The sequence below is a fragment of the Sphingobium sp. CR2-8 genome, assembly GCF_035818615.1.
GTDB lineage: Bacteria > Pseudomonadota > Alphaproteobacteria > Sphingomonadales > Sphingomonadaceae > Sphingobium.
The window spans coordinates 2,457,494-2,473,325 of sequence record NZ_JAYKZY010000002.1; the positions used below are offsets into that span (position 1 = coordinate 2,457,494).

The following is a 15,832-nucleotide window of genomic DNA, read 5'->3' on the forward strand; positions in this document are numbered from 1 at the left end:
ATCAACTTGGCGCGCTTGCCCGCATCAACCCGCGTCTTGTGGCAGCCTTTTTGAAGGGCTGGAACCGGATCGTCGCACGTCAGAGGCTGGCACTCTGCGGGCAAGCCGGATTTCCGGGGGACTGAACGCGAATGTCAGCCTACGGCGATCTTAAGTTTTCCAATTCCGCAATTGCACTCGATCCTGACGCCAGTGCTTACGCGCCCAAAAGCTGCCAGCCACGCCGGGGCGTCGAGCACTGCCGGTCCCCTGGAACCAGGGATCGCAAACGCAGGGCAGATAACTCACCAACCGAAGTCAGCGAGACAGGGAGGACGCGAACTCGCCTCTGTCTGGATAACCTTAGGAACGGTTGCGTGGCAGCGACAGGGCGCGCCGCCGCCAGGCAACCCTGTCTTGCCGCGTATCAGTCGATCAGGCGTGCGTCCGCAGCAATGGGCGGCGAAATGATCGCCATTCCCGTCTCCCAGCGATCGATTTGGTCAGCAAGTGCCAGGGTAGCGCCGATCTCGTCCAGACCTAGCAGGAGTGTTTCCTTGCGCCCGGGGCTGATGGCAAATTCGATCGGCGCACTATTCTCAGGAAGCAATTGCTGCGCAGGCAAGTCCACGCTCATCGTGGCCGTCCTGGGGTCGCTCGCTAGCGCAAGGAGCATATCCACCTGCGTTCTATCCAGAATGATCGGCAAAATACCGTTCTTGAAACAATTATTGTAAAAAATGTCCGCGAAGCTTGGGGCGATGATGCAGCGGATCCCAAAATCCGCCAGCGCCCATGGCGCATGTTCACGGCTGGATCCGCAGCCGAAATTGTCCAGCGTGATCAGAAGGCTGGCGTTCCGCCATGGCGATCCATTGAGTACGAAGTCGGGCCGCTCTGCGCCATCGACGTCGAAGCGCATGGCGTGGAAGAGGTGGCGTCCCAAGCCCTCGCGGCTGATGGTCTTGAGAAAGCTGCCTGGAAGGATTTTGTCGGTGTCGACATTCGCCAGCGGCAGGGCGGCAGCTATACCCCGAAGAGTGGTGAACTTACGCATCGGCGAGCCTCCGGACATCCGTGATCTTGCCGCAGACGGCCGCAGCCGCGGCCATGGCCGGGGACATCAGGTGGGTGCGCCCGCCGGGCCCCTGGCGCCCCTCGAAATTCCTGTTGGACGTCGAGGCGCAACGCTCGCCCGGTCGAAGCCGGTCGGGATTCATGCCGAGACACATGGAACAGCCCGCCTCGCGCCATTCAAAACCGGCAGAGACGAAGATCTGGTCCAACCCTTCCCGCTCAGCCTGGGCCCGGATGCGCCCGGATCCGGGGACGACCAGCGCGCGAACGCCTTCTGCGACCTTTCGCCCTTCGGCAATTTTTGCAGCGGCTCGCAAATCCTCGATACGGCTATTCGTACAACTGCCGATAAACACGACATCGATCGGAATGTCAGCGACAGGCGTCCCCGCGACCAAACCCATATAGTCCAGCATCTGGCGCCTCTGGGCGACTTCCTCATCCCGAAGACCATCCAGGCTAGGCACGACATCGTCGATCGTGCAGACCGCTTCTGGGCTTGTGCCCCACGTTACCATCGGCGCTACGGCGGACGCATCGATCGTTATGACGCTGTCGTAATCTGCACCGGGATCACTGCGCAACGCTCGCCATTGTGCTTTGGCCCGTGTGAATGCGTCACCTCTGGGGACGTAGGGCAGGCCCTCGAGATAGGCGAAGGTCGTCTCGTCGGGGGCAATCAGACCGGCGCGTGCGCCCGCCTCGATGGACATGTTGCAGACCGTCATGCGGCCCGCCATGTCCAGTCCGCTGATCGCCGGTCCCGCATATTCTATTACGTGCCCCGTTGCTCCCGCCGTCCCGATCCGGCCGATGATGGCCAGGATGAGATCCTTCGCCGTAACGCCGGGCGATAGCGTGCCTTCCACATTGACCAGCATGTTTTTCGCCGGCGCCTGCAGAAGCGTCTGGGTGGCAAGGACATGCTCTACTTCGGATGTTCCGATGCCGAATGCGAGGGCGCCGAAAGCCCCGTGGGTCGACGTGTGGCTGTCGCCGCATACGATCGTCAGGCCTGGCAAAGTCAGGCCCAATTCCGGGCCGATGACGTGGACGATACCCTGACCGCGACTCAAGAGCGGCACATAAGGAACACCAAAATCGGCGACGTTGCGTTCGAGCGTCGCTACCTGGATGCGGCTACCCTCATCGGCAATCGGCTGGTCCCGCTCTGACGTCGGGACATTGTGATCGGCCACCGCGATCGTCGCCTGTGAGCGCCGGACGGTGCGCCCAGCGAGGCGCAGCCCCTCGAACGCCTGGGGACTTGTTACCTCATTGACGAGGTGACGATCGATATAAAGAATGACATTGCCGCCATCCGCCGGTGCTACGACATGGGCGTCCCAAATCTTCTGAAAAATGGTGCGGGGCACGGCTGTCACCTTAAGCCTCCTGCCGACATAATGTGGCAACCAGGGCATCGCGCACGCGCCCGCCAGCGGTTGCTCCGGGAAGTTTTGCGGCCTCTCCAGCCACGGCGATCAGGGCCATCAGGTCGATCCCCGTTGAAATGCCCATCCGTTCGAGAGTCCACACCACGTCTTCGGTGGCAACGTTGCCGGTCGCTCCGGGGGCAAACGGGCAGCCGCCAAGGCCAGCGACGGAGGCGTCAATGACGGTCAAGCCGGCGGTGGTGGCCGCAATGACGTTTGCGACGCCAAGACCATAGGTGTCATGCCCGTGAAACGCCCATTGCGCGACTTCGGGGTGCCGGCTTCGCGCCGTTCCCAACAACGCGGCGACCCGGTCCGGCGTGACGCGCCCGGTTGTGTCACATAGGCAGAGCTCCGCGTCCGGCTTTATCGCCGCCACGCGCGCGATGATGTCCAGCGCTTCCGCTGGATCGACAGGCCCATCGAACGGGCAGTCGAACGCCGTCGCCAGATTGATCCGCATTGCCACGCCCTCTGGCAACATGGCGCAAATCCGCGCATATTCCGCGACCGAGTCCAGCGGCGTACGGCGAACGTTGTTCATATTGTGCTTCTCCGAAACGGAGAGCACGAATGCCAGCCTGGTCGCGCCGGCCGCCAGGGCCCGTTCCGTGTGACGCAAATTTGGGACGAGTACCTGCACCTCCAGCCCGTCGAGATCCTGGGTGGCCTGGACTATGGTCGCCGCGTCCGCGAGTTGCGGGACAGCGACATCGCTGACGAAGGCGGTAGCTTCGATCCGCCGCAGTCCGGCCGCGTGGAGCTGCCGAATGGTCGTCAGCTTCTGATCGGTCGGAATGAACGGCCCGATCGGTTGAAAGCCATCACGTGGCCCGACGTCGACGATCGTCACTGCCTTCACGCCTGTCATATGACGACACCCTTACGTTTGAATTCGGAAATATCGGCAGCCTCATAGCCTGCCTCGCGCAGCACCAGTTCGGTGTGCTGTCCGACTGCTGGTCCCGCCCAGCGGACCTCGCCCGGGCTTTCCTCCACATGCGGCACGATGCCGCTGTGCAAGACCGGGCCGAGCAATGGATCGTCGATTTCACGCACCATGCCCCGCGCCAGATATTGGACGTCATTGGCGGCGTCCGCGGCGGTATAGGCGCGGGAATTTGGAATATCGGATGCTGTCAGGAGCCCTTCCAGAGCTTCCGCAGTATAATTGCGGGTCCAATCAGAGATCAGCGCATCCAACTCCACGGCGTGTGCCACGCGCGCAAGATTACCGACGAATCGCGCATCACTGACCAGCTCTGGACGTCCGATCAACTCCATCAGCCGCGCGAACAGCGGTTCGGAATTGGCTGCGATCAGAACAAAACCGCCGTCCTGTGCCGGATAGGCATTGCTTGGAGCGGCGGTCGCGATACCTCCTCCGGTCGGCTCCTTGATCTTCCCCAGCCGGCCATATTCTGGAAGCATCGCCTCCATCATGCTGAAGACGCTTTCGGTCAAGGCGACGTCGAGGATACGGGATTCGCCATCGCCCCCGCTGCGATCACGTTGCCAAAGTGCGCTCATAATGCCGAATGCTGCGTACAGGCCGGCGATAGAATCGCCGATGCTAATTCCGACCCGCACAGGCGGCAGGCCGAAGGTGCCTGGCGGGTGGTTCGTCAAATACCGCAGCCCCCCGATTGCCTCCCCGATCACGCCAAAGGCAGCTCGGTCTTTATATGGGCCGGATTGGCCATATCCTGAAATCCGGGCAATGATCAGGCCGGGCCGGGCTGATTTCAAACATTTGGCGTCGAGCCCCATTCGATCCAGTTGCCCGGGACGAAAATTCTCCACGAGCACGTCGCAGTCGGCGACGATCTTCAGGATGATCTCGCGCGCTTCGGGCGCCTTCAGGTTGACCGCGATACTACGCTTATTTCGACCGTGTACAGACCACCATAATGAATGACCGTCGATCTGCTCGCCCCACTGACGGACAGGATCGCCAGCCAGCGGCTCTACCTTGATGATATCCGCGCCAAGGTCGCCTAACAATCTGGTGCAGAAAGGCGCCGCAACGAAATGCCCGATTTCAAGAACTCGCAGTCCGTGCAGGGTCGCTCCGGGCAATTTCGTATCCGCCATCTTCGTCCCGTCATTTTGACTTGTGCCGGAGTTGCCTTACGACGGAACCTTGCTGCGCGTGGTCCCCATCACCGGTTACAACCGGGATGCGTGCAACGTTGGCATACGAGTTTGCTGAGGCGTTCGGATTACGGCATGACGTCCGTTGGCCGTTTCAACGAAGGTCGGCTACCAGCATGTTGTCGGACATCCGGTTCGATGAACGTGATGAGACGTTTCAAGATTTAGGCGAAGATATGGTAGAGGAATTTCCCCAAACGAACACCGGCCATGACCGCTTTCTCGGCATAGTCCTGCTATCGGAAGAGACCGGTGTAGCCGAGTTTGGCCTCGACTGGCGCGATGACCTGATGGCTCAGCAATTCTCCCAGGTTCCTGCGTCGGCGCCAATTCTTAGCTTGATGGAAGGCGCCTGCAGCCGTGCCGTGTCGTCAGCACTCAGCAATTCGGAGCCGAGTGTGATACTTAGCCTCAGGGTCGATCATCTGCGCCCCGCGCGTCCGGGGCATCGCCTCGTGGGTAAAGCGGAATGCGTACGGATAACCTCGCGAATTGCGTTTGCACGAGGTATTGCGCACGATGGCGACGAAAATGACCCTGTCGCCAATGTCAACGCAAGCTTCTTCCGCGTGGTTGAAGCATGATGATCGTCCGCCCTTACGCCAACTCTCTGGGCGTGCGCGTTGAACAAGACGCCATGAGCGGACTTCCGCTCTGCACCATGCCACCCGGTCCGCGGGTTGCTGGAGACTCGGATATGTTGCACGGCGGCGCGCTGGCCGGGTTGCTCGAGGCAGCAGCTGGCACCGCTGTGGAACAATCGCTTGGTACTACGCAACTTGAGGTGCAGCCGGTGTCTATCAACGTCGATTACATGCGCAAGGGACGTCTGGTCAAAACGCAAGCGAATGCCGAGATAGTGCGGCGGGGCGCCCATATCGTGCATGTCGAGGCCACTGCCTGGCAGGATGACCCGCAGCGCCCCATAGCGGTCGCGCGCTTGGTTTTCTCCCTGCGTGCGAGAGGCTAAGCAACGAAAGCGGGTAAGAGCGACGACGTGGTCCGTAGAGAGATTGTGTCTATGTCGACACTGAGATACCATGGACCCGGATCGGCCATTAGAAGCCGCCTGACTCATCCATGGAGAGCGACACATGCCCGTCGAGCAAGACCTTCCCCTTTCAACCGGGCAGCTGAGCCTCCATTCGCTGATCGACTCTATTGGTGACGATTGCTTCGCATCGCAACTATTGCTTTTTCTGAATGAAATTTGCGGCGCGGAATATTGCGCCATATTCCGGCTCGAAGGCACCGAGCCCGTCGGACTTGCGGCAGCCAGCCTCGATGGCAGTGATACCGCTCGTCAGTTCGCGAACAGCTATATCGAATCAGAGCTCTGGCGCTCGGATCCGTCGATGACCGCCGCGCGCTTCACTTATAATCATGTCCATCCTTCGCTCATCAGCCTTGATGTTCAGGCACTGGAAAATCAGGAGCTTCGCAACTTCATCTACCCCCATGTCGGTCATCGAGTGCTGGTCTGCGGCCGATCGACCATCGGGCATATCGCGCTCAGCATCTTGCGGAAGGCGGGCGGTGATAGTTTTGGAGAGGAGGATATTTCGCACCTGGAGGCTCTTGCGTCTCCGCTTCTCTCGATCGTCGGAAAGCATGTCAGCGCCACATGGCAGCGGCAACGCCTTGTCCATGCTCTTAGCTCGCTACAGGAAATCGAACAGTGCATCGCTCTCGCGCCAGAGGCCCTGCCCCGCCGCGAAGCCCAGGTATGCTCCCGTATCCTCCTTGGGGTTTCGACCATCGGAATCGCGCTCGAGCTCGGAGTCGGCGAAGAAACAGTCATGACGTATCGCAAACGCGTCTATCATCGACTCGGCATCGCAACCCAGCGGGAGCTGCTCATGTGGTATGTCGGGCTATGGAGCGAAGCGGAATCGATGCCGCGCGACTTACCATTCGCTATGCAAGCCAAATTACGCGGCTGAAGCGTTCAGTTTCGAAAATGGGTAAGACGTCCATGCAACCAAAAAGAAGGTGCATGGTTGTTCTGACACGTCGGTCTGATATGCAGAAACGGCGGAACAGGGCCATGCGTACCAATCTCTTTTGGGCCTATCGGATCGTGCCATCGTCTCATTTATGACCTGATTTACTTCATTGATATTCGAATTCGCGCGAGGTCCGTCGGGTGCTCGCGATCGAATATTGTCATCTTTGCTTGGATCAGTCACCACTCGCCCCCATGACTAGGGCGGAACGTTTCTTCGACCATATTACTGGTCGCCATGATCCCGAGATCAGGCGTTTCAACCCGATTGCTAAGCCACGTGCCCCTGATAGCTACCATACCGACCTTCGGCCGGCAGGCTTGCTTTTCCCCATCCGGCTGGCGCGCAGGCTCAACTTGGTCACGTGGCCGCGCGAGTGGCCGGAGCAACCGGTTTGCAACGGCGGCTGGGTATTTCCATCGCGCACACCGGTGAGCGCACGGCATGTCGGGAGAGAGACTTAGTCCCAGTCACAAGGGACTGCGCTTGGCAAGCATTTGGGTTCATGGGTCCGACCAAAGGAGGTGCCCTGCGCGGTTGGGACTAGTGCTAATGCGCATACATGCGTCTGCGCTGACTCGCCGGTTGAATGCCTCTGCTAGACTAGGTTCTCGTGGCTGCTCGTCAGTGGCAAGAACGAACATGTGGGATCGAATAAGAACACTGCGCGCAGCAAGGCGGTTATAGATAAAACGGGGAGGTGGATTAAGAAATGCCGAGTAAAAGCCCCAGATTTGTCGCGATTGTCACCGGCGCCGCACAAGGAATTGGCGCAGCGACTGTTCGTCAGTTGGTTACGCACGGCTATTACGTTAGCCTGGTCGATCGCAATCCCGAGGCGCTCCAACAAGCAGCACGCGATTTGCCGCAGGATCTCGTACACACCATCGTAGCCGACGTTTCCAGCGCAGCAGATATGCAAAGAATGGCCGACGAGACAATAGACCGCTTTGGTGCGATCGATGCGCTTCATGCAAACGCCGCCATCAACGGTGCCGGGGGCCCTACACGCTTCGCCGATCCAGGGGATTTTGATCTTGTGATGGGGGTGAATGTCCGCGGTGCGATGATCACGATGCAGGCGGTGCTACCCACTATGCTGGCGCAGGGTCGGGGCTCGATCGTGTTCACGGCATCGGCCGCGGGGCTGCGTGCATCGCCACAACTCGGCGTTTACAGCGTATCGAAGTTCGCGCTGATTGGGTTGATGAAAAATGCGGCGGCTGATTTGGGCCCTGCGGGGATCCGGGTCAACGCGGTAGCCCCTGGGTTAACGGACACTCCGGCATATCGCCGGGTCGTCCAGCAGGGCAAAGCCAGCGGCGAGCGCAACATCTTTGAGAAGAGGACCCTACCACTCGGCCGTATTGGCGAGGCCGATGAAGTAGCGGAGGCGGTGCATTGGCTGCTCAGCGATGCCGCCCGCTATGTCACCGGCGCGGTGCTTAGCGTAGACGGCGGCCTTATACTATAAAGCATTTAATACGACCACGAGCATTATTGATCTGCCCTCACCGAGTGGACCGATTGGTTTGTTAGTGCATTAAGCTCATCGCCGCCATATCCGACGGAGGTGGAGCGAAGCGGAACCGGAGGCCGGATATGGCGGTGTCGCGGTTTCCGGTGCCGGCGGCCGGTAGCCCAGGCTGCTATGGGGCCGGACGGTGTTATAATGCCTTGATAAAGCACCCTCGTCTCGGCGAGGCTGTAGAAGATATCTCGCCATTGAGCAGTTCGTCGCGAAGCGACCCGTTGAAGCTTTCGTTATAGCCATTTTCCCACGGTGATCCCGGCGCGATGTGGAGGGTCTTCACGCCGACCTGTCCCAACCACTTCTGGACGGCGGTCGCGATAAACTCGCTACCATTATCGGGTCGTATATGCGCCGGCGGCCCACGCGAGATGAATAGGTCGGCCAGGGCCGCCAGAACATCCTCGTGTTTGAGCTGCCGTGCGACGATGAGCGCCAGACATTCCCTGCTGGCATCGTCGATGATCGTCAGGATGCGGAACTTGCGGCCGTCATGCGTGCGCCCCTCGACGAAGTCGTAGGCCCACACGTGCCCCGGATACTCGGGCCGCAGCCGGATGCACGATCCGTCATTGAGCCATAGACGCCCGCGCTTTGGCTGGCGCTGCGGGACTTTCAGTCCTTCACGCTTGCCGATGATCTCTTCCGACTTGTGCTTCTTGCTCGGCATTCAATGTCCCTTTCATGGTCCAGACTATCATAGTCTCTGGACCACTCAGCGGGGGCAGATCACGCTCAGGTGGCGAACGGCACAGAATTACGCGCTGTTGCTATCGTCCACAATCAGGCCCGCTTCATATTCGTCGACCGTGTCGCGTCAGCTGTCGGTATACCTGGCGCTAAACAACGGGGCTGCGCAAAGGTGCTGCCGACCCTTATGATGCGTGTTTCGGAAAATCCCGGACAGTTATTTCACTAAATCGCGGACAGGCATTTCGGTAAATACGGGACAGTGATTCCGCTAAATCCCGGACAGGGTTTGGGACAGGATCAAGGTTAGGTTTTGTGATGCGCCGCTCTGGCATTGTTGCTCCTCATCGTTGCGATGGGAGGGGTGATGCCAAGGCGGAAGCAGACGAGACGAACCGACGTGAAGGACATGCGATCGATCCTCCGGCTGACCTACGATCAGGGTTTGTCGGTACGGGCCGTGTCAGAGCGGCTGAAGCTTAGCAAGACGACGGTGTCGACCTATTTACTGCGGGCGCGCGAGGCTGGGCTGACAGGCTGGCCGTTGCCGGCCGGCTACGACGATGACACAGCGATCGAACGGTTGGTGTTCCGCCGTGTCGGCCGCCCTCCTCAGGATCTGGGCGAGCCGGACTGGCCAGTGGTTGCGCGGGAGATCAAGCGCAAGGGCGTGACGCTGGTTTTGCTGTGGCAGGAATATCGGGCTGCCCATCCCAACGGCTATGGCTATACTTGGTTTTGCGATCGGTTCCTGTCCTTCCAGCGGCGGACCCATGTCAGCTTTCGCAATCGGCATGAGGCTGGAGCTGTCCTGCAAACCGATTATGCTGGGCAGACTGTGCCGCTGATCGATCCTGTGACCGGCGTCATCACCCAGGCACAGATCTTCGTAGCGGTGCTGGGTGCTTCATCCTTCACCTTCGCAATGGCTAGCTTGAGCCAGCAGTTGCCGGACTGGATCGACGCGCAGTGCCGGGCATTGGCCTTTGTTGGCGGCGTTCCGCGCGCGATCGTGTGCGACAATCTGAAAGCGGGCGTTGCCAAAGCGCTATGGTTCGAGCCCACGCTCAGCGCGACCTTTGCGGCGATGGCCGAGCATTACGATACGACGATCCTGCCTACCCGGAGCCGGCGGCCGCGCGACAAAGGAAAGGTCGAGGGCGCAGTGTTGATCGTGGAGCGCTGGATCCTGGCGCGGCTGCGCAATCGGCGCTTCTTCAGTCTGGCGGATCTCAATGCCGCGATCGCAGACTTGCTGGTTGATCTCAATGATCGGCCCATGCGCCATGTCGGCAAATCCCGTCGCGCAATCTTTGACGAGATCGAACGGACGGCATTGGCAGCGTTACCTACGTCGGTGTTCGAATATGCCGAGTGGAAACGCGCCAAGGTCCATCCTGATTATCATGTCGAGGTCGACAAGACCTTTTACTCCGTGCCGCACGGACTGATCGGTCGGCAGGTCGATATCCGCCTGACGCATCGAGTAGTCGAGATCTTCTACGATCATGCGCGGGTCGCCAGCCATATGCGGACATCGCAGCGCCGTGGGCACGTTACCGTGAATGAGCACATGCCCAAAGCGCATCAGCGCTACGCGAATATATCGCCAGCGAGCCTGATCGAGCGCGCCAGGAAAACGGGTCCTAACACAGCGACGTTCGTGGAAAGGCTGATGGTCGACAAGCCGCATCCCGAGCAGGGCTATCGCTCCGCCATGGGCATCCTCTCGTTGGCCCGGCGCTACGAACGCAATCGGCTTGAAGCCGCCTGCGATCGGGCGCTGGTGATCGGCGCTGTCACCTACTCATCCGTCAACGCCATCCTCAAGGCCGGGCTCGACAAGATCCAGCCGGCAACGGGGCCACTCAAACCGACACCGGCGCACGGCAACATCCGTGGTGGGTCCTATTATCAATGAAGAAAGGACGATCTTGTGCTGACGCATCCTACCCTTGATCAAATGCATAGCCTGGGGCTAGCAGGCATGGCGGCCGCATGGCGCGACATTGCCGAGCAGGACACCGCTGGCGATCTGACCCGAGACGAATGGCTCGGGCTCATGCTTGACCGCGAGATCGCCACTCGCGCCGATCGACGGCTGACCAATCGTCTTGCCAGCGCGAAACTGCGCTTTGTCGACGCCTGTGTCGAAAATATCGACTTCGGGGCGCACCGCGGACTGGATCGCCGCAATATCCTCTCTCTCGCACAGGGCGCCTGGCTCAAGGCAAATGAGAATCTCATTATCACCGGCCAAACCGGCACGGGAAAAACGTGGCTGGGATGTGCGGTCGGGCGACAGGCAGCGCGCCAGGATCACTCCGTCTTATATCTGCGCATGCCGCGACTCTTCGAGGATCTTGCTCTTGCGCGCCTCGACGGTCGCTTCCCACGCGTCGTTGACAAGCTTGCCCGCGTTCAGCTGCTCATTCTGGACGACTGGGGTACCCATAGCCTCAACGATCAGCAACGCCTTGATCTACTCGAAATCTTCGAGGAACGGTATCGCCGTAGATCCACACTCATCACCGCCCAGCTCCCGGTGGCGGCCTGGCACGAAATGATCGGCGAGCCCACGATCGCCGATGCTATCCTCGACCGCATCGTCCACAATGCCCATCGCATCACGCTAAAAGGTGACAGCATGCGGCGACAAAAAGCTCCGCATGGCTTGACCCAGGACGCAAATATCGAAATCACTCAACCATGACAGCAACCAGGCATCCACTGCCTACACCAGCTGTCCCGGATTTACTGAAGCGCTTGTCCGGGATTTAACGAAGCAGCTGTCCGGCTTTTGCGAAATACGCACCTTATGAGACGCTGAGGCGCCAATTTCGCGTCCCAAGATGCGGTCTGTCCGCTAACCGGCAGGTCGCAACCAGAGCACGAACCCACTCCGCGGGAGGGTCGCTTGGGGTGACGTAGCGTAGTATTGTTCAGGCTTTGCGAGCGGCGATGTCGCCCTGCGACCGTGGAGTTCCTTCAACGGAAAGGAACTCACCATGGATGCTATCACGGTATGCATCCGGCGAGACGCGCCTTGTCTTGAGGTAGGGGCCTGCTCTTAAGAACGCTCTCGAGAGCACGCTTAGGAGCAGTGGATGCGGCAGATCACGGTGATGACCGGGCCGGAACGGCGGCGGCGCTGGAGCGACGAGGAACGGCTCCAGATTTTGGCAGAAGCCTTTGCGCCTGGGGCCAGCGTTTTGGCTGTGGCGCGGCGGCACGATATTTCCACGGCGCGCATTTACACGTGGCGCAACAAGCTGCGGCAGCCGCCCGCCCTGACGGAGTTCGCCGAGGCGGTGGTTGACGATGGCGAACAGCAGAATGCGCACCAGGCCGCAATGCCGGTGATCATCGTGGATCTGGGTGGCAAAGGGCGCGTGAGCATATCTGCGTCGGCACCAGCTGCCTTGGTGTCGGCAGCGCTCAAGGCCCTGCGATGATCCCAGCTGGCGCGCGGGTGTGGATTGCGATGGGCCACACAGATATGCGGCGCGGCATGCAGAGCTTGGCAGCAATGGTGCAGCAGAGCTTCTCGCGAGACCCATTTGCCGGCGATCTTTGGGTCTTTCGCGGGCGCAGCGGGGCGCTTGTGAAGATAATCTGGCACGACGGCCTCGGGATGTCGTTATATTCGAAGCGATTGGAACGAGGGAAGTTCATTTGGCCCGCCGCGAAGGACGGCGTGGTGTCGCTGACGAGCTCACAGCTGGCCTGTCTGCTCGACGGAGTGGACTGGCGGAACCCGCAGTATAGCTGGCGCCCACAGAGCGCAGGATAGGCGCAGATTTTCTCGGCGGAGGCTGCATTTTCCGCTTCATCCGGGAGGTTTTCTATGATTCCATCCAAGTTGTGGACGCCGCCGTTTCGCCCCTGCCTGACGATATCGAAGCGCTCAAGGCGTTGGTACGGCTCAGTGCGCAGCGCGCCGATGAAGCCGAACAGCGGGCCACGAGCGCTGAAGCCGAACTGGCCAATGCCCGTGCCCGGGAGAGCGCCACCGAGGCGTTGATCTCACACTACAAGTTGCAGATCGCCAAACTCAGGCGCGAGCAGTACGGCCCCAGCGCCGAACGCACCCGCCGGCTTCTTGCGCAGATGGAGTTTGAGCTCGAAGATTTGGAGGCCGACGCCGCCGAAGATGATCTGGCCGCCGAGACCGCCGCGACAAAGGCGACGAACGTCACCGCCTTTGAGCGCAAGAGGCCAGTTAAAAAACCGTTCCCCGACCATTTGCCCCGCGACCGCGTCGTCGTTCCGGCGCCCTGTTCCTGTCCGGCCTGCGGCGGCATGCGCCTGTCGAAGCTGGGCGAGGATGTAACTGAGACGCTGGAGGTAATCCCGCGTGCCTGGAAGGTCATCCAGACCGTACGCGAGAAGTTCTCCTGCCGTGACTGCGAGAAGATCACGCAGCCGCCCGCGCCATTCCATGTCGTGCCGCGTGGCTGGGCAGGGCCAAGCTTCCTCGCCATGCTGCTGTTCGAGAAGTATGGGCAGCACCAGCCGCTCAACCGCCAGGCGGAGCGCTTCGCTCGCGAAGGCGTGCCGCTGAGCGTCTCCACGCTTGCCGATCAGGTTGGTGCGGCGTCCTTCGCCTTGATGCCCATCTTTCGGCTGATCGAGGCCCATGTCTTTGCCGCCGAGCGCGTGCATGGCGACGATACCACCGTGCCGGTCATGGCCAAGGGCAAGACCGATACCGGTAGATTATGGGATTATGTCCGGGATGACCGCCCGTTCGGCGGCGCCGATCCGCCGGCGGTGGTTTTCTATTATTCGCGCGACCGGCGCGGGGAACATCCCCAGGCGCACCTCGCGTCCTGGTCCGGGATTCTGCAGGCTGATGCCTATGCGGGCTATTTCGAGCTGTACGCTCCCAACCGCCAGCCTGGTCTCATCCTGGAGGCAGGATGCTTTGCTCACGCGCGCAGGAAGTTCTTCGAACTTGCTGACGTCGAGGGCGCTGCGCGCAAGAAGAGCCGCGGCGAGCGGACTGGCCCGATCTATCCGATTGCGCTGGAGGCGGTGCAGAAGCTGGACGCCCTATTCGACGTTGAGCGCGGTATCAATGGCAAGACACCAGCGGAGCGGCTTGCCGCCCGTCAGGAGTTGAGCGCGCCACTGATCGCCGAACTGCACGACTGGTTGAACGCCCAACTCGCCAAGCTGTCGCGTAACCATGATCTCGCCAAGGCTATCAACTATATGCTCCGGCGCTGGGACTCCTTCACCCGCTTCCTCGTCGATGGCAGGGTATGCCTCACGAACAACGCAGCGGAACGGGCGCTACGCTGTGTGCCACTCGGGCGGAAAGCATGGCTATTTTGCGGCTCCGATCGCGGCGGTCAGCGCGCCGCCATCATGTTTTCACTCATTCAAAGCTGTCGCCTCAACGACCTCGATCCCCAGGCTTGGCTCGCCGACGTCCTTGCCCGCATCGCCGGTCATCCGGCTAATCGGCTTGGCGATCTGCTCCCATGGAATTGGAAACCAACAGCGTTGAAGCTGGAGCCGTGATCTCATAGCATCACGGCATGGAATTTGACCCGCAACCCGAACTGATTAAATCCTCTCTCTGCCGGTCCATCGAACAGGCGGGCGTACGGCTGACCACCAACATCGTGCGGCTCGCCACCGAACGTGGTTGGTCCCTCGAGGTCGTCAACGAGCACGGCACCTCGACCGTCTGGGACAATCTATTCCCCACCGACCGCGATGCCGATGCTGTATTCCGCGATGTGCTCGCTCAAGAAGGCGTCGAGGCCTTCCTCGGCAAGTAAGATGCCAAAACCCCCAGCAAACCGTCAGTAGCCGCGGTCCTCACCGGATGCGTACCTATCACGTCCCCGACCCCGAGCAATTCTCTGCGCGAGCAGATGTTGCAGGATATGACTATGCGTGGCTTTGGAGAGCGCACGCAGAAGGACTATATCCGGCACGTCCGATCATTTGCCGCATTTCTCCGCCGGCCTCCCGATACGGCCACGATCGAAGACCTCCGGCGTTTTCAGATCGATCAGCATGAGCGCGCTGTTGGTCCTGCAACCATCAATGGGGCCGTGTCTGCACTGCGTTTCCTCTTCAGTATAACTCTCAAGCGACCGGAGATGGCGCTGGGGCTTGTCGTCATGCATTACGCGCCCAAGTTGCGGGTATTTTTGAGCGTCGAGGAGACAGCGCGGCTGCTCGAACCTGCGCCAGGCATCAAATACAAAGCAGCCCTCAGCGTTGCCTATGGCGCGGGCCTGCGCGTCTCGGAGGTCGTCAGCCACCTTCACTGACGCCACGACGACTCCTTAGACAGGTCAAGGCGCGGATCACGGCAGAGAGCTTTGAGCCGGGCGCCAACATCAGCGCGGTGGCGCGGCACCATGGTGTGAGCCCTGGACTGCTCCATTATTGGCGGCGAACGGTGCGCGACCGGGCAGCGATGGAGCCGATCTCTTTTGTGCCGCTGGAAGTCGATGACGGCGGGCAGGCTCCAGAAGGAAGCCTCGAGATTAAGTTCGAATGCGCCCATGTCGTGGTGCGCGGCGCGGTCGACGCGGGCGTCCTGAGGGTTGTATGCGAGGCGCTGCGTCAGCGATGATCGGCGGGCACAGCGATCTGAAGGTCGTGCTGGTGGCGGGACCGATCGACTTTAGGGCAGGTATCAACAAACTCGCCTCGCTGGTGGCCAACGAGTTGGGCCGCGATCCCTATTCCCATGATGTCTTCGTGTTCCGGTCGAAGCGGATGGACCGTTTGAAGCTCCTGCATTTTGACGGCTCCGGGACCGTCATGGTGACGAAGTGGCTTGAGGCTGGAAAGTTCTTCTGGCCGCCCGTGACAGGCGGAGTGATCAAGCTGACCTCAGCGCAGATGACGCTGCTGCTGGGGGGAATGGACTGGCGCCGGCTCGAGCAAAACCCTATAAAAAAGCCCGAGATGGCGGGGTAAAAGCGCCG

At 60.5% G+C, this 15,832-nt stretch carries 17 protein-coding genes and 1 pseudogene; 13 read left to right on the top strand and 5 right to left on the bottom strand.

What is annotated here, in order from left to right:
- Positions 1–406 precede the first annotated feature (406 nt).
- The 4 genes from leuD to U5A82_RS15900 are packed head-to-tail and all read right to left on the bottom strand — an operon-like array spanning position 407 to position 4,586.
- Positions 407–1,036 carry a 3-isopropylmalate dehydratase small subunit gene (gene leuD, locus U5A82_RS15885; RefSeq protein WP_326291805.1) on the bottom strand — a complete coding sequence of 210 codons (630 nt, stop codon included), beginning with the start codon at positions 1,034–1,036 and terminating at the stop codon, positions 407–409.
- On the bottom strand, positions 1,029–2,441 hold the full coding sequence (leuC, locus tag U5A82_RS15890; protein ID WP_326291806.1) for a 3-isopropylmalate dehydratase large subunit: 1,413 nt from the start codon (positions 2,439–2,441) through the stop codon (positions 1,029–1,031). The genes leuD and leuC overlap by 8 nt, the downstream gene beginning before the upstream one ends.
- 1 nt (position 2,442) lies before the next feature.
- On the bottom strand, positions 2,443–3,363 hold the full coding sequence (locus U5A82_RS15895; RefSeq protein ID WP_326291808.1) for a hydroxymethylglutaryl-CoA lyase: 921 nt from the start codon (positions 3,361–3,363) through the stop codon (positions 2,443–2,445).
- Positions 3,360–4,586, bottom strand: a complete 1,227-nt coding sequence (locus tag U5A82_RS15900; RefSeq protein WP_326291809.1) for a CaiB/BaiF CoA transferase family protein — start codon at positions 4,584–4,586, stop codon at positions 3,360–3,362. The genes U5A82_RS15895 and U5A82_RS15900 overlap by 4 nt, the downstream gene beginning before the upstream one ends.
- A 176-nt stretch (positions 4,587–4,762) precedes the next feature.
- On the opposite strand from U5A82_RS15900, the gene U5A82_RS15905 reads away from it, so the two are divergent.
- The 4 genes from U5A82_RS15905 to U5A82_RS15920 all read left to right on the top strand — a co-directional run bounded on the left by U5A82_RS15905 (position 4,763) and on the right by U5A82_RS15920 (position 8,126).
- Positions 4,763–5,230, top strand: coding sequence for a PaaI family thioesterase (locus tag U5A82_RS15905; protein ID WP_326291810.1), 468 nt, complete (start codon positions 4,763–4,765; stop codon positions 5,228–5,230).
- Complete coding sequence (locus U5A82_RS15910; protein WP_326291811.1) at positions 5,227–5,616, top strand: acyl-CoA thioesterase domain-containing protein; 390 nt, start codon at positions 5,227–5,229, stop codon at positions 5,614–5,616. Before U5A82_RS15905 ends, U5A82_RS15910 begins: the two co-directional genes overlap by 4 nt.
- A 124-nt stretch (positions 5,617–5,740) precedes the next feature.
- On the top strand, positions 5,741–6,589 hold the full coding sequence (locus U5A82_RS15915; protein ID WP_326291813.1) for a helix-turn-helix transcriptional regulator: 849 nt from the start codon (positions 5,741–5,743) through the stop codon (positions 6,587–6,589).
- 775 nt (positions 6,590–7,364) lie between these two features.
- Positions 7,365–8,126 carry an SDR family NAD(P)-dependent oxidoreductase gene (locus U5A82_RS15920; protein ID WP_326291814.1) on the top strand — a complete coding sequence of 254 codons (762 nt, stop codon included), beginning with the start codon at positions 7,365–7,367 and terminating at the stop codon, positions 8,124–8,126.
- 61 nt (positions 8,127–8,187) lie between these two features.
- Here U5A82_RS15920 and U5A82_RS15925 read toward each other — a convergent pair.
- Positions 8,188–8,835 (bottom strand): annotated as a pseudogene (locus U5A82_RS15925) (integrase core domain-containing protein); the annotation flags it as partial.
- A 405-nt stretch (positions 8,836–9,240) separates the two neighbouring features.
- Here U5A82_RS15925 and istA point away from each other — a divergent pair.
- From istA to tnpB (U5A82_RS15970), 9 genes are all read left to right on the top strand, one after another.
- Positions 9,241–10,794, top strand: a complete 1,554-nt coding sequence (istA, locus tag U5A82_RS15930; RefSeq protein ID WP_326287824.1) for an IS21 family transposase — start codon at positions 9,241–9,243, stop codon at positions 10,792–10,794.
- A gap of 42 nt (positions 10,795–10,836) precedes the next feature.
- A complete protein-coding gene (istB, locus tag U5A82_RS15935) occupies positions 10,837–11,586 on the top strand; it encodes an IS21-like element helper ATPase IstB (RefSeq protein WP_442802142.1) in 750 nt (249 codons plus the stop codon).
- Between the two features lie 394 nt (positions 11,587–11,980).
- Positions 11,981–12,328 carry an IS66-like element accessory protein TnpA gene (gene tnpA, locus U5A82_RS15940; RefSeq protein ID WP_062788688.1) on the top strand — a complete coding sequence of 116 codons (348 nt, stop codon included), beginning with the start codon at positions 11,981–11,983 and terminating at the stop codon, positions 12,326–12,328.
- Positions 12,325–12,666 carry an IS66 family insertion sequence element accessory protein TnpB gene (gene tnpB, locus U5A82_RS15945; RefSeq protein WP_019052498.1) on the top strand — a complete coding sequence of 114 codons (342 nt, stop codon included), beginning with the start codon at positions 12,325–12,327 and terminating at the stop codon, positions 12,664–12,666. The genes tnpA and tnpB (U5A82_RS15945) overlap by 4 nt, the downstream gene beginning before the upstream one ends.
- Positions 12,667–12,737: 71 nt before the next feature.
- Entirely contained in the window at positions 12,738–14,402 is a 1,665-nt protein-coding gene (gene tnpC, locus U5A82_RS15950) for an IS66 family transposase (RefSeq protein ID WP_093020948.1), read from the top strand.
- A 17-nt stretch (positions 14,403–14,419) separates the two neighbouring features.
- On the top strand, positions 14,420–14,665 hold the full coding sequence (locus U5A82_RS15955; protein ID WP_326291815.1) for a hypothetical protein: 246 nt from the start codon (positions 14,420–14,422) through the stop codon (positions 14,663–14,665).
- A gap of 96 nt (positions 14,666–14,761) precedes the next feature.
- Positions 14,762–15,166 carry a tyrosine-type recombinase/integrase gene (locus tag U5A82_RS15960; protein ID WP_326291816.1) on the top strand — a complete coding sequence of 135 codons (405 nt, stop codon included), beginning with the start codon at positions 14,762–14,764 and terminating at the stop codon, positions 15,164–15,166.
- Positions 15,163–15,474 (top strand): transposase, encoded by a 312-nt coding sequence (locus U5A82_RS15965; RefSeq protein WP_326292965.1) that lies wholly within the window; start codon positions 15,163–15,165, stop codon positions 15,472–15,474. The genes U5A82_RS15960 and U5A82_RS15965 overlap by 4 nt, the downstream gene beginning before the upstream one ends.
- Positions 15,471–15,824, top strand: coding sequence for an IS66 family insertion sequence element accessory protein TnpB (gene tnpB / locus U5A82_RS15970; protein ID WP_150443153.1), 354 nt, complete (start codon positions 15,471–15,473; stop codon positions 15,822–15,824). Before U5A82_RS15965 ends, tnpB (U5A82_RS15970) begins: the two co-directional genes overlap by 4 nt.
- Positions 15,825–15,832: the final 8 nt, after the last annotated feature.